The organism is uncultured Frigoribacterium sp., assembly GCF_963515265.1.
Classification (GTDB): domain Bacteria; phylum Actinomycetota; class Actinomycetes; order Actinomycetales; family Microbacteriaceae; genus Frigoribacterium.
On record NZ_CAUPYL010000056.1, the window covers coordinates 1 to 13,607 of the forward strand.

13 protein-coding genes and 1 tRNA gene are annotated in these 13,607 nt (G+C 74.0%); 11 read left to right on the top strand and 3 right to left on the bottom strand.

Going from position 1 to position 13,607, the window contains the following annotated elements; all coding sequences use genetic code 11:
• Together RWM17_RS06895 and RWM17_RS06900 are read right to left on the bottom strand one after the other, a co-directional pair.
• Positions 1-1,905 (bottom strand): TPM domain-containing protein (locus RWM17_RS06895; protein ID WP_314102266.1); only part of this gene is annotated, 1,905 nt, incomplete at its 3' end.
• A gap of 125 nt (positions 1,906-2,030) precedes the next feature.
• A complete protein-coding gene (locus RWM17_RS06900) occupies positions 2,031-2,438 on the bottom strand; it encodes a hypothetical protein (protein ID WP_314102267.1) in 408 nt (135 codons plus the stop codon).
• An 83-nt stretch (positions 2,439-2,521) separates the two neighbouring features.
• Here RWM17_RS06900 and RWM17_RS06905 point away from each other — a divergent pair, with 83 nt between their 5' ends.
• Together RWM17_RS06905 and RWM17_RS06910 are read left to right on the top strand one after the other, a co-directional pair.
• Complete coding sequence (locus RWM17_RS06905) at positions 2,522-3,415, top strand: EamA family transporter (RefSeq protein ID WP_314102268.1); 894 nt, start codon at positions 2,522-2,524, stop codon at positions 3,413-3,415.
• A gap of 172 nt (positions 3,416-3,587) precedes the next feature.
• On the top strand, positions 3,588-3,803 hold the full coding sequence (locus RWM17_RS06910; RefSeq protein WP_192041912.1) for a hypothetical protein: 216 nt from the start codon (positions 3,588-3,590) through the stop codon (positions 3,801-3,803).
• 115 nt (positions 3,804-3,918) lie between these two features.
• On the opposite strand, the gene RWM17_RS06915 is transcribed toward RWM17_RS06910, so the two are convergent.
• Positions 3,919-3,990 (bottom strand) — tRNA-Arg (locus RWM17_RS06915).
• A 75-nt stretch (positions 3,991-4,065) separates the two neighbouring features.
• Between RWM17_RS06915 and RWM17_RS06920 the strand changes: the two genes are divergently transcribed.
• The 9 genes from RWM17_RS06920 to RWM17_RS06960 all read left to right on the top strand — a co-directional run.
• Positions 4,066-4,755, top strand: coding sequence for a pyridoxal 5'-phosphate synthase (locus RWM17_RS06920; protein WP_314102269.1), 690 nt, complete (start codon positions 4,066-4,068; stop codon positions 4,753-4,755).
• 51 nt (positions 4,756-4,806) lie between these two features.
• Positions 4,807-5,592, top strand: a complete 786-nt coding sequence (locus RWM17_RS06925; RefSeq protein WP_314102270.1) for a gamma-glutamyl-gamma-aminobutyrate hydrolase family protein — start codon at positions 4,807-4,809, stop codon at positions 5,590-5,592.
• Positions 5,593-5,688: 96 nt separating this feature from the next.
• A complete protein-coding gene (gene argS, locus RWM17_RS06930; protein ID WP_314102271.1) occupies positions 5,689-7,353 on the top strand; it encodes an arginine--tRNA ligase in 1,665 nt (554 codons plus the stop codon).
• Positions 7,354-7,360: 7 nt separating this feature from the next.
• Entirely contained in the window at positions 7,361-8,128 is a 768-nt protein-coding gene (locus RWM17_RS06935; protein ID WP_314102272.1) for a DUF2993 domain-containing protein, read from the top strand.
• Positions 8,129-8,224: 96 nt separating this feature from the next.
• Positions 8,225-9,628 carry a diaminopimelate decarboxylase gene (gene lysA / locus RWM17_RS06940; RefSeq protein ID WP_314102273.1) on the top strand — a complete coding sequence of 468 codons (1,404 nt, stop codon included), beginning with the start codon at positions 8,225-8,227 and terminating at the stop codon, positions 9,626-9,628.
• 83 nt (positions 9,629-9,711) lie between these two features.
• The gene (locus tag RWM17_RS06945) at positions 9,712-11,046 is read left to right on the top strand and encodes a homoserine dehydrogenase (RefSeq protein ID WP_314102274.1); all 1,335 of its coding nucleotides are present in this window, start codon (positions 9,712-9,714) and stop codon (positions 11,044-11,046) included.
• Positions 11,046-12,128, top strand: coding sequence for a threonine synthase (gene thrC / locus RWM17_RS06950; protein ID WP_123546331.1), 1,083 nt, complete (start codon positions 11,046-11,048; stop codon positions 12,126-12,128). Before RWM17_RS06945 ends, thrC begins: the two co-directional genes overlap by 1 nt.
• Positions 12,129-12,141: 13 nt before the next feature.
• A complete protein-coding gene (gene thrB / locus RWM17_RS06955; protein WP_314102275.1) occupies positions 12,142-13,095 on the top strand; it encodes a homoserine kinase in 954 nt (317 codons plus the stop codon).
• A gap of 260 nt (positions 13,096-13,355) precedes the next feature.
• On the top strand, positions 13,356-13,607 hold a 252-nt coding region (locus RWM17_RS06960), incomplete at its 3' end, for a Rho termination factor N-terminal domain-containing protein (RefSeq protein WP_314102276.1).

The window sequence follows — 13,607 nt, forward strand, 5'->3', positions numbered from 1 at the left end:
GCCGAAGCCGCCCCGCCCGCCGCCTCCGCCGCCGAGCAGCCCGCCGAGGACGATCCCGGTGACGATGCCGCTCAGGTCGGCCCCGCCGCCTCGTCCTCCACCGCCGAACGGCACGCCCTGCTGGTACGACGACACCTCGGCCTGTGCCTCCGACGAGGCCGTGCCCGCGAGCTGCACCGCGAGGTGCGCCTCGCCGAGGGCTCGATCGCGGTCTGAGGTCGCGAGCGAGACGGACGTCGCGAGGTGCCGCTCGGCCTCGGAGAGGCGTGTGCGCGGCTGCGGGCCGACCGCGCCGCGTCGGGTCTCGATGAAGTCGCGGGCGGCGCTGATCTGGCTCCGGGCGGTGAGGAGCGCCTGGTCGAGTGCGGCCTGGGCCCGGCGGTCCTTCTCGACGGCGTCCCGGAGGGCGACGAGGGCGGCGTCGATGCGGACGTTCGCGGTGTCGAGGCCGGCCAGCACGGCGAGGGGGTCGTCGGTCTGCGTCTCGCCCAGGGCGACGGCGGCGCGGGCTGCGGCGACGGCGCCGGCGACGTCGACGCCCTCGGGCACGCGGTCGTCGGGGAGCGACTCGGCCGCGGCGACGTCGCGCCGGAGGTCGGCCGAGAGCGCGGCGATCGTCGTGCCCGCGGTGCGCAGGGCCTCCGCCGCCTTGTCGACGGAGCCGACGAGCTGGTCGACCTGGCCGAGCGACTGTCGTGCCGCACGCACGGACCCCACGGCCTCGCCGGTGTCACCTCGACCGATCGCCGCGGTCGCCCCGGCAGCGGACTCGTCCGCGAAGTCGAGGAGGCGGTCGGCCTGGTCCGGGGCGTCGGCGACCGTGGCCACGGCCCTGGCCGAGTACGTCTGCCGGAGCTGCGTCAGGAGCGATCGGGCACGGTGCACCGCCTCGCGTCGACCGGCGACCTCGCCGGGCAGCGCGGCGGCCTCGCGGGGAGCGCGCTCCTCGTCGGCGCGGAGGGCGTCGAAGGCCGCCGACTGCTCGTCGAGCGAGCGTCCGGCCTCGTCGCAGAGCTGCACGATGCGCTCGGTCCACTCGCGACGCTGCTCGGGCGAGTCGGGCACGGAGTCGTCCAGCCGCTGCTGCAGCTCGAAGGCCTCCCGTGCCTGCTCTCTCGCCGCGGTCAGCGCCGCGGCGAACGGGGCGACGGCATCGTCGCCGAACTGGGCCGCGGCGAAGCCGACCTCCTGGGCGCCGGCGGTCAGTTCGTCGTCGAGGGCGACGAGCAGGGCGGCTGCACGGCGATCCAGCTGGGCCTGCACCTCCTCCGCGGAGCGGAAGGCGCGTCGGCGGGCGCGGCCGCGGACGACGGCGAAGACGACTGCGCCGATCGCGGCGAGGACGACGAGCCCGACGAACGCCCAGAGCAGCCAGGAGAGGTCGGGCCCGGCGGCGTCCTGCCGGATGCCGTCCGCGAGGGCCACGGCGGCCCCGGCCCAGTCCGAGTCGCGCAGCTCGGGCTCGAGGACGTCCGACTGGAGGGACTCCTGCTGTCCGGCGGTGATCGTCGAGCTCGAGGAGACGGAGAGGTCGTAGACCCGGTCGTCGACCGCGACGCTGAGGAGGACGTCGTCCGTGCCGAGCTGGTTGCGCTCGGCCGTGGCGATGCCCCAGGCCGCGCTGTCGGCGGGGGACTCGAAGGAGTCGACGTAGACGACGAACAGGTCGATGCCGGCATCGGCCGAGAGCTGGTCGAGGCTGTCGGTGACCTGCGAGACCTCTGCCGTCGAGAGGACGCCCGCGTCGTCGAGCACGTAGGCGCCGTCGAGGTCGACCGGCGACGACGCCGCGGCCGGTGTCGCGCCGAGGCCGATCGCCCCCACGGCGAGCAGCGCGGCGACGCCGCCGGTGACGGCCCCCCGCGCCCCTCGTCGGTCTCGTCGACCCCTCGCGCTGACGGTCACGGTTCTCCCCTCGGTCCGGTGACTGGAGTTTAGCCACGGGCCCCCCGACGGGGGCCGGGCGGGCTGCTCGTGTGGACGGACGCGAGCCGTGCCCCACCGGGGAGGGAGCTCGGCGTGACGGGAGCTCAGCCGACGAAGAGCAGGACGACGGAGGCGACGGCACAGAGGGCGCCGACGCCGATCAGGATCCAGCCCACCGTGCGGAGGGCGCGGCCGTCCTCGTGCGGCGGGTCGAGCCGGGGCCGGGCCGGCCGCCACGGGTCGTAGTGCACCACCAGCTCGGTCTCGACCGGGGTGTCGACGGGGTGGTCGTCGAACTCGGTCTCGTGCAGCTCGCCCGAGGAGTCCATCCACCTCGCGGTGGCCGCGTGCGCCCAGTCCGGTGCGGGGATGACGACGGCGACCGTCTCTTCCCACCGACGAGAGCGCGAGCGCATGACGGTCCCGGCGAGCAGGAAGGGCGTGCCCACGATGAACCCGAACCAGCCGAAGAGCTCCACGACGGGGGAGATCACGGTGAGGGCGTCGGACACCCCCCGATCGTACTGTGGCCGGGCCGCGTGGTCCTGCCGCCCTAGACTCGTCCCGCCCCGACGACCCCGGAGACCTGCCGACCGTGACCCGCCCCGCCGCCCTCGAGCGCGTGCCCGCCCCGCTCCTCGCCGTCGCGGCCATCGTGTCGGTCCAGTTCGGCGCCGCCCTGGCCCGCACGCACTTCGACGCCCTCGGCCCGCTCGGCGCGGCGGCGCTCCGCCTGGGCTTCGGCGCCCTCGTCCTGCTGCTCGTGTTCCGGCCGCGCGTCGGCGGCTGGTCGCGACGCACCTGGCTCGGCGTCGTCCTGCTCGGCGTCGCCCTCGCCGGGATGAACCTGCTGATCTACCTGGCCATCGACGTGGTGCCCCTCGGCGTCGCGGTCACGCTCGAGTTCCTCGGCCCGCTCACGGTCGCCCTCGTGCAGACCCGCCGGTTCGTCGACGCGGCCTGGGCCGTCCTCGCGCTGACGGGGGTCGTCGTGCTCGGCCTCGACTCGAGCGGGGCCACCCCTCTGCTCGGCGTCGCGCTGGCACTCGGGGCGGGCGCTTTCTGGGCCGGCTACATCGTCGCCAACGCCAGCCTCGGCCGGGGTGACGACTCGCTCGGCGGCCTCGCCGTCGCGATGACGGTCGCCGCGGTGCTCGTGGTGCCGCTGGGGGCCGGGGACGCGGCCTCGGCCGTCTCGGCCGACCCGAGCCTCCTGCTCGTGTTCCTCGTCGTCGCGGTGCTCACGAGCGCCCTGCCGTACTCGCTCGAGATGGTGGCCCTGCGGCGGCTGCCGACGCGGGTGTTCGGAGTCCTGTCGAGCCTCGGCCCGGCGACGGCCGCGCTCGCGGGCCTCGTCGTGCTGGGGCAGGCCCTGGGGGCGCGCGAGCTCGTGGCCCTCGCCCTCGTGACCGTGGCGAGCGTCGGCGTCACGGCCACCGCGCGCCGGCCCCGTCGCGACGGGCCGATCGTGGAGCCGCCGCCCACCTGACGTCGTACCCCTGCGATGCCCGTTCCGCCGACGGGTGGTGAGCGGGCGGTCCTGGACTGACGAGGAGGGGTCGTTGCCGGCTGTACCCCGTTCACGGGGCTTCGCTGCGGCTTCGCGGGGTACTCTCCGGAGACCGGCCCGATCCGAGGCCGGCTGACCTGAGGAGGACATCATGGGTGCTGTTCTTGAGAGGACGTCGCGAGCGGAGGTCGTGCCCCTGGGCGACGGCTTCCACCGGGTGTCCACCCCCACCGCCGGCGTCATCGGCTTCGTGCACGAGACCGAGGGCCGCTTCGAGGTCCTCCGCGGCCGCGTGCGATCGGCCACGCGCGCCGAGGGCGCGTACCGCACGCTCGACGTCGCCGTCATCGCGCTGACGTACAGCTGAGCCACGACGAGCGGTCGACCGCCGGCAACGGAGCCGGGGGCCGACCGCCCACCAGCACGACGAAGGCCCCGCACGAGCGGGGCCTTCGTCGTCGCCGGCCGGTCGGCCGAGGTCGTGCCCCCAGAAGGATTCGAACCTTCGCCCCTGCCTCCGGAGGGCAGTGCTCTATCCCCTGAGCTATGGGGGCCAGGGACGTCGACAAGGCTAGCAGCGATTGCACGTGGTCACGGACGCGGCGACCGGACGGGAGCAGGCTGGTCCTGTGACTCCTCCCGACTCCGCACCCGGCGCCTCCTCGTCCTCGTCCTCCTTCCGCGACCGCGTGAGGAGGGCGGCGTCGCCGAGCCCCGACGTCCGCGAGCTCGACGTCTCGTCCGCGCCTGCCGACCCGGTCGTGTTGTTCCTCGAGTGGCTCGACGCCGCCGTCGCCGCCGCCGTCGTCCAGCCGCACGCGTTCACGCTGTCGACGGCCTCGACGGCGTCGGGCCCCACGGCCCGCACGCTCCTCCTCAAGGACGTCGACGACGCCTTCTGGTTCACGTCGTCGGCGCTGAGCCCCAAGGGCCGCCAGATCGCCGAGGACGAGCGCGTCGCGCTCACCTTCTTCTGGGCGGCGCAGGGGCAGCAGGTCCGCGTCACCGGCTCGGCGGTCCCCGGCCCGCGCGACGTCGCGGAGCAGGACTTCCGCCACCGGCACCCCGACTCGCGTGCCGTCGCCGCCGCCGTGCCGCAGAGCACGGAGATCGACGACGTGCGGGCGGCCGACGAGGCGCTCGACCGTGCCCGCGCCCAGGTGGAGGCCGACGACGACCTCGTGCCCGACGACTGGACCGCGTACCGGGTGCTGCCGGTGTCGGTCGAGTTCTGGCAGGCCACGACGGGCCGCGACCAGGTGCGCGTGCGGTACGACCGGGTCGGCGACGACTGGCGCCGCGCCTCCCTCTGGCCGTAACTCCGCGACACACAGCTGGCCGGGGACGCGACCGCCGACGACCATGGAGCCATGACCTCCTCCCTCGTCCGCCCCGGGTCCGCTGCCGTCGTCGCCGCGCGCCCGATGCTGGCCGTGGTCGAGGTGACGGCACACCGGCCCCACGCTCCGCGGTACCACTCGTACGTCCAGACCCTGAACGAGCGCATCGTCGAGGACGCGACCGCGCTCGGCTGGGACGCCCGCCGCGTCGCCGCGGGCGACCTCGGCGCCGCCGAGCTCCTCCGCGTCACCGGCGGCGCCTCCGCGATCGTGATCGCGGGGGGAGAGGACCTCGACCCGGTCACCTGGGGCGGACGCCGCGGCTACGAGGGCGAGGGTCGTCACGACGAGGAGGCGGACGCCGGCCAGATCGCCCTCGTGCGTCGTGCGCTCGTCCGGTCCACCCCCCTGCTCGGCATCTGCCGCGGGCACCAGGTGATCGACGTGGCGCTCGGCGGCACCCTCGTGCCCCACCTCGACGACGCCCACGGCGCCCACCGGGGCTCGGGAGCGGTCGAGAGCCTCATGGTCGACCACGACGTCGAGCTCGCCCCCGACAGCCGCGTCGCGGCGGCGCTCGGCGGCACCACGGCCCGTGTCCGCAGCGCGCACCACCAGGCCGTCGACCGTGTCGGCGAGGGCCTGCGGGTCGTCGCCCGTACGGCCGACGGCGGGATCGAGGCCGTGGAGCACGAGACCGCGCCGATCACGGGCGTGCAGTGGCACCCCGAAGACCGCGGCGCCGACCGGACGCACTTGCCGTTCCTCTTGTCCCTGCTGGCGGCCCAGGCCGCCGAGGTGTCCCGCGCCGCCTGACCGCCGCCTCCTGCTCACGGGCCTGACGACCGCGGCTCTGCCTGTCGTGGGCCGACCCGCCGGTCGCCCCACGCCCAGCCGGTAAGATCGACGACCGTGACTCCCGCCGAACTCTCCACGTCCCTGCTCGCCGTCGTCGACGGGGTGCTCCAGCGTCGAGGCGTTCCCGCCGACGTCGTCGTGACGCCCGCCGACGTCGTGCTCGAGCGGCCCCGCAACCGCGACCACGGCGACTGGACCACCAACGTGGCGATGAAGTTCGCCAAGCGGGTCGGCGCCTCGCCCCGCGACCTGGCGACCGAGATCGCGGCCGAGCTGGCCGAGGTCGACGGCGTGTCCGACGTCGACGTCGCCGGCCCCGGCTTCGTCAACGTGCGGCTCGACGCGGCCGCCGCGGGCCTGCTCGCGAGGACCATCGTCGAGCAGGGGGCCGACTTCGGCCGCGGCTCGTACTACGACGGCGTCACCATCGACCTGGAGTTCGTGTCGGCGAACCCCACGGGTCCGATCCACATGGGCGGCGTCCGCTGGGCGGCCGTCGGCGACAGCCTCGCCCGCGTCTTCGAGGCGCAGGGCGCCCGTGTCACCCGTGAGTACTACTTCAACGACCACGGCGGGCAGATCGACCGCTTCGCCCGCAGCCTGGTCGCGCGGGCGCTCGGTGAGCCGACCCCGGAGGACGGCTACGGCGGGCAGTACATCTCCGACATCGCCGACCGCGTCCTCGCGGCGACCGACGTCGACGTGCTCGCGCTGCCGCGCGACGAGGCGCAGGAGGCCTTCCGCGCCGCCGGGGTCGACTTCATGTTCGCCGACATCAAGCAGTCGCTGCACGACTTCGGCGTCGACTTCGACGTCTACTTCCACGAGAACGAGCTGCACGAGTCGAAGGCCGTCGAGCGTGCCGTCGCCCGGCTCCGCGAGCTCGGCCACATCTACGAGGCCGAGGGCGCGACCTGGCTGCGCACCACCGAGTTCGGCGACGACCGCGACCGGGTCGTCATCAAGACGGACGGCGAGGCGGCGTACATCGCGGGCGACCTCGCCTACTACCTCGACAAGCGCGAGCGCGGCTTCGAGCGCAACCTGATCATGCTCGGCGCCGACCACCACGGCTACGTCGGACGCATGATGGCGATGTGCGCCGCGTTCGGCGACGAGCCGGGCGTCAACCTCGAGATCCTCATCGGCCAGATGGTCAACCTGCTCCGCGACGGCGAGCCGATGCGCATGTCGAAGCGCGCCGGGACGGTCGTCACGATGGAGGACCTCGTCGACGCCGTCGGCATCGACGCCGGGCGCTACTCGCTCGTGCGCAGCCCGGTGAACAGCTCGATCGACATCGACCTCGACCTCTGGACGCGGCGCACCAACGACAACCCGGTCTTCTACGTCCAATACGCGCACGCCCGCACGCGGTCCGTGGCGCGCAACGCCGAGGCCGCCGGCGTGACGCGCGAGGCGTTCGACGCCTCCCTCCTCGTCCACGAGACCGAGAGCGCCCTGCTCGGCGCGCTGGCCGAGCTGCCGCGCGTCGTCGTCCAGGCCGCCGAGCTCCGCGAGCCGCACCGCGTCGCGCGCTACGTCGAAGAACTGGCCGGCACGTACCACCGCTGGTACGACAGCTGCCGGGTGACCCCCCTCGGCGACGAGGAGGTGACCGACCTGCACCGCACACGCCTCTGGCTCAACGACGCGGCCGGGCAGGTCATCCGCAACGGCCTGGGCCTCCTCGGCGTCTCCGCCCCCGACCGGATGTGACGACGAGATGAGCGACGTCGACGACTTCTTCGCCGAGCGGGCCGTCCCGCGCCGCCGTGCCCGGGGCGCCGCCGCCGGCCTGTTCGTGCTGGTCGGCGTCCTGGTGGTGCTCGCGATCCTCGCGGTCGTCGCCGACGTCGTGACCCGCGGCCTGGTCGAGCAGCGCGCCGCAGCCGAGATCTCGACCGCGACCGGCCTGGACGACGTGGCCGTCGACGTCCACGGCACCTCCGTGCTCTGGCAGATCGCGCACGGCTCGCTCGACGACGTGACGCTGTCCTCGGGCGCGGCGGGCGACCCCGTCTCGTTCCGCCTCGACGTCAGCGACGTCCCCACCGACCTCGAGGGCACCTCCGGCGCGGTCACGGGCACGCTCTCGGCCGACTCCGCGACGGTGAGCTCGCTCGAGGGCGTCTCGTCCGCCGGCGCGACCGTGACGCTCGGCGACGGCGACGTGACCTACGCCCGCAGCTTCGACGTGCCCGTGCTCGGGGCGGTGCCCGTCGACGTGACGGCCACGCCCGCGATCGCCGACGACGGCCGTGCCCTCGACTTCACCCCGACGCGGGCGTCGCTGCCCGACACCTCGCTGTCGCTCGACCTGACGCCGTTCCTCGGCGACTTCGCCCAGCGCGTCTGCGTCGCCGGGCAGCTGCCCCCGGGCGTCGTGCTCACGTCGGTGGACGTCGAGCCGGGCCGGGTGCAGCTCGGCCTCCGGTCGGACGGGCTGCCCCTGACGTCCTCCGGCCTGGCCGCGAAGGGCAGCTGCAGCTGATGCCAGGGCACCGGTCGCCGCAGGGCTCCGTCACCGACGGCCGCTGTCGCTAGGCTCGTCGTCGTCCTGCCCCTCCCGATCCCCACCGAGGTCCCCGTGTCGCCCAACCCCCTCGCTCCCGACTGGCTCCTCGAGCCCGACGACGTCGACGCGCTCGACCGCTCGGTCTGGTCGCACGGCGCCCTCCGCGGCGACGACGGCGTCGTCGCCGTCGCCGGCGTCCGGGCCACCGAGCTCGTCGCCCGTCACGGCAGTCCCCTCTACGTCGTCGACGAGGACGACTTCCGGGGGCGCGCCCGCGGCGCGAAGGAGGCGTTCGACCGGGAGCTCGGACGCGTCGGCACCAGCGCGATCGTCTACTACGCGGCCAAGGCCTTCCTGTCCGTCGAGGTGGCCCGCTGGGTCGCCGAGGCGGGCCTGCGCGTCGACATCTGCACCGGCGGCGAGTTCGCCGTCGCCGCGGCGGCCGGCGTCGAGCCCTCGCGCATGGCGTTCCACGGCAACAACAAGTCGTTGGCCGAGATCGACCGCACCGTCGCCGCGGGCATCGGCAACATCGTCGTCGACAACGCGGAGGAGGTGGTGCGGGTCGCCGAGGCCGCTGCCCGTCACGGCGTCGTCCAGTCCGTCCGCGTCCGCGTCAACAGCGGCGTGCACGCGTCGACCCACGACTACCTCGCGACGGCCCGCGAGGACCAGAAGTTCGGGATCACCCTCGCGGACGCACCGGCCGTGGTGGCGGACATCCGCAGCCGGCCGTCGCTGCGGCTCCTCGGCCTGCACTCCCACATCGGGTCGCAGATCTTCGGCTCGGACGGCTTCGGCGAGGCCGCGCGCCGGCTCCTGGCCCTCCACGCGGAGCTGCTCGTCGACGGTCCCGTCCCCGAGCTCAACCTCGGCGGCGGCTTCGGCATCGCCTACACGTCGGTCGACGACGCGCGGCCCCTCGACGAGCTCGCCGCGGCGCTGGCCGACATCGTCGCGGCCGAGTGCGCGCGGCTCGGCATCCCGCTGCCCGTGGTCGCCGTCGAGCCCGGCCGGGTGATCGCCGGGCCGTCCGGCACGACCCTCTACACGGTGGGCACGGTCAAGGACGTCGCGGTCACGGTCGACGAGCAGACCGGCGAGACCGCCGTCCGTCGCTACGTCAGCGTCGACGGCGGGATGAGCGACAACGCCCGGCCGGCCCTCTACGAGGCCGACTACTCGGCACGCGTGGTGAGCCGCGCCTCCTCGGCGGCCCCGGCCCTCGTGCGGGTCGCGGGCAAGCACTGCGAGAGCGGCGACCTCGTCGTGCTGGCCGAGTACCTCCCCGCCGACGTCGTGCCGGGCGACCTCCTCGGCGTGCCCGCGACGGGCGCGTACTGCTGGAGCCTCGCGAGCAACTACAACCACGTGGGGCGGCCCCCGGTCGTCGCGGTGCGCGACGGGGCCTCGCGGGTCATCGTCCGTGGTGAGACCGAGGCCGACCTGCTCGCCCGCGACGCCGGCCTCGACTGAGCCTCCCGGCGCACGTCTCCCGACCACCCCTGCCCCTCAGCTCACGGCGCCCCGACCGGGTCGCCTCCACAGAACGGAACACCATGGACGAATACCGCGACGTGAGGGTCGCCCTGCTGGGCGCCGGATCGGTCGGGTCGCAGGTGGCCCGCCTGCTCCTCGAGCACGCCGACGAGCTGGCGGGCCGTGCCGGCGCGGGCCTGCAGCTGGTCGGCATCGGCGTCCGCGACGTCGACGCGCCCCGCGACGTCGACCTGCCGCGCGAGCTGTTCACCACCGACCTCGAGTCGCTCATCCTCGGGGCCGACATCGTCGTCGAGCTCATGGGCGGGCTCGAGCCGGCCCGCCACCACGTGCTGCAGGCGCTGCTGTCCGGGGCCGACGTGGTCACGGGCAACAAGGCGCTGCTCGCGCACCACGGCCCCGAGCTCTTCGCGGCGGCCGAGCAGGTCGGTGCCCAGCTCTACTACGAGGCTGCCGTCGCCGGCGCCATCCCCATCATCCGACCGCTCCGCGACAGCCTCGCCGGCGACCGGATCCGCCGGATCATGGGCATCGTCAACGGCACGACCAACTTCATCCTCGACCGGATGGACACCGACGGCGACACGCTCGAGGACGCCCTGGCGACCGCGACGGCCCTCGGCTACGCCGAGGCCGACCCGACGGCCGACATCGAGGGCTACGACGCCGCGCAGAAGGCGGCCATCCTCGCCAGCCTCGCCTTCCACACGACGGTGCCGCTCTCGGCCGTGCACCGCGAGGGCATCACGTCCGTGACGCACGAGCAGGTGCAGGCTGCACGCAAGGCCGGCTACGTGGTCAAGATCCTGGCGATCTGCGAGCGGCTCACCGACTCCGACGGCGTGGACGGCGTGAGCGCCCGCGTGTACCCCGCGCTCGTCCCGCTCGACCACCCGCTGGCCGCCGTCCACGGGGCGAAGAACGCGGTGTTCGTCGAGGCCGAGGCCGCCGGCGACCTCATGTTCTACGGCGCGGGCGCCGGGGGAGTGGAGACCGCCTCTGCGGTGCTCGGCGACCTCGTGTCGGCCGCGCGCCGACACGTCGTCGGCGGCCCCGGCGTCGCCGAGTCGACCCAGGCCGACCTGGCCGTGCTGCCCATCGGCCACGTCGTCACCCGCTACCAGATCACCCTCGACGTCGCGGACCAGCCCGGCGTCCTCGCCGAGGTCGCGACGGTGCTCAGCCAGCACGGCGTCAGCGTGCACAGCGTCGAGCAGACCGGCGGGGTCGAACCCGGTGCGTCACGTGACGAGGAGGCGCCCCCCGCGACCGCTACCCTGATCATCGGCACCCACCGTGCCCGCGAGTCCGACCTCGCCGCCACGGTCGTCGCCCTCCGCAACACCGCGGTCGTGAACTCCGTCACGAGCGTCCTGAGAGTCGAAGGAGCCTGATGGCCCACCAGTGGCAGGGTGTCCTGCGCGAGTACGCCGACCGTCTCGACGTGACGGAGGCGACCCCGGTCGTCACCCTCGGCGAGGGCGGCACGCCCCTCATCCCGGCGCCGGCGCTGTCCGCGCGCACCGGGGCGAAGGTGTTCGTCAAGTACGAGGGCATGAACCCGACCGGCTCCTTCAAGGACCGCGGCATGACGATGGCCATCTCGAAGGCGGTCGAGCACGGGGCCAAGGCCGTCATCTGCGCGTCGACCGGCAACACGTCGGCGTCGGCCGCCGCCTACGCCGCGCACGCCGGCATCACCGCCGCGGTGCTCGTGCCCGAGGGCAAGATCGCCATGGGCAAGCTCAGCCAGGCCGTGGCCCACGACGGTCAGCTGATCCAGATCCAGGGCAACTTCGACGACTGCCTCGACATCGCGCGCGACCTGGCCGAGAACTACCCGGTGCACCTCGTGAACTCGGTCAACAACGACCGCATCGAGGGCCAGAAGACGGCCGCGTTCGAGGTCGTCGACGTGCTCGGCGACGCCCCCGACTTCCACTTCCTCCCCGTGGGCAACGCCGGCAACTACACGGCCTACACCCGCGGCTACCGCGAGGACGTCGAGGCCGGTCGGTCCACGCGCCTGCCGCGGATGTTCGGCTTCCAGGCCTCCGGCTCGGCGCCCATCGTGGCGGGCGAGGTCGTGAAGCACCCCGAGACCATCGCGAGCGCGATCCGCATCGGCAACCCCGCCTCCTGGCAGCTGGCCCTCGAGGCCCGCGACCTCACGAACGGCTGGTTCGGAGCGATCACCGACGAGGCGATCCTCGCCGCCCAGAAGATCCTGGCGGCCGAGGTCGGCGTCTTCGTCGAGCCGGCGTCGGCGATCAGCGTGGCGGGCCTGCTCGAGCGCTCCGACGCGGGCGTCGTCCCGGCGGGCGCGACGGTCGTCCTCACGGTCACCGGCCACGGCCTGAAGGACCCGCAGTGGGCCCTCCGTCGCGCCGACGGCTCCGAGGTCACGCCGACGGTCGTCGAGAGCGACACCTCGCGCGTCGCCGAGGTGCTCGGGCTCGTCCCGGCCTCTGCGTGACCGAGGCGTGCTGATGACCCGAGCGGGCGACGTGCGGTCGGTGCTGGTCCGGGTGCCGGCGACCTCGGCGAACCTCGGCCCCGGCTTCGACACGCTCGGGCTCGCCGTCTCGCTCTACGACGAGCTCGTGGTCACCACGACCACGGGCTCGGGCGTCGAGGTGCACGTCGAGGGAGTGGGCGCGGGCGAGGTGCCCACCGACGAGGGCAACCTCGTCGTGCAGGCGATCGCCGCGGCCTACGCGTCCGTCGGCCAGCCGCTGCCGGGTCTCCGGCTCGAGGCCCGCAACGTGATCCCGCACGGGCGGGGCCTCGGCTCGTCGGCCGCCGCCATCGTCTCCGGCGTCGTCGCGGCCAAGGGCCTGCTGGAGGGGGTGGTCGAGTTCTCCTCCGCTGACCTGCTGAGGGTCGCCACCGAGATGGAGGGCCACCCCGACAACGTCGCTCCGGCCCTCTTCGGCGGGCTCACCATCGCGTGGATGACGTCGTCCGGGCCCGCCCACAAGCGCCTCCTCGTGCACCGGGGCGTGTCTCCCGTCGTGTTCGTGCCGGAGTCGACCCTCTCGACGAAGCTCGCGCGCAGCCTCCAGCCCGCATCGGTGCCGCACGAGGACGCGACGTTCAACGTGTCCCGCTCCGCGCTGCTCGTGGCGGCGCTGATCCAGAGCCCCGAGCTGCTGCTCGCCGCCACGGAGGACAGGCTCCACCAGAGCTACCGGGCGAGTGCCATGCCCGAGACCGATGCGCTCATCACCATGCTGCGGGACGCCGGCCTGGCCGCCGTCGTGTCCGGTGCGGGCCCCTCGCTGCTGGTGCTCGGGAGCGACCCCGCGCAGCGCCTGTTCGCGGCGGATCTCGTGGCCGAGCACTCGCTGTCCGACTGGCGTGCCGTCATGCTCGCCGTCGACCTGCGGGGTGCTACAGTGAAGCCGCACCCGGTAGAGAATCAAGATCCCCTGGGCATCTAGCAGCACCTCCTCGGTTCTCGAGTAGGCGTGTCGAGTCCCCAGGCTCCCTGATCCCCCCGGGCCGCACATCCCGTAGTGCACATCTCGCAGCGTCCGTCCGCCTGTCTGGCGTACGTGCGCCGCACCTCCGTGAGCTCCTCTGCGCATCCCGCGCAGCGCGCATCCGCGCAGGGCCTGCCGACAGGGCAGACCCCAGGCCACGAGGTGTGACCAGCTCAGCCTCGCGGCTCTCGCGGGGGAGCGGAAGGAACCCAACACCAGTGTCAGACGTCGACATCCGCAACTCTGCGGACACCACCGCCGAACTCAGCGCCATGCGCCTCCCGCAGCTCCAGGCCCTCGCCTCCTCGCTCGGCATCAGCGGTCTCTCCAAGCTCCGCAAGGGCGACCTCGTCGCCGCGATCGCCGCCGTGCAGGCGCAGTCGACCGGGGGCAGCGCTGCCCCGGCCGAGACCGCCGCGCCCGTCGTCGAGCAGCCCGTGCTCGACGTGCCCGTCGAGGCGGTCGCCGAC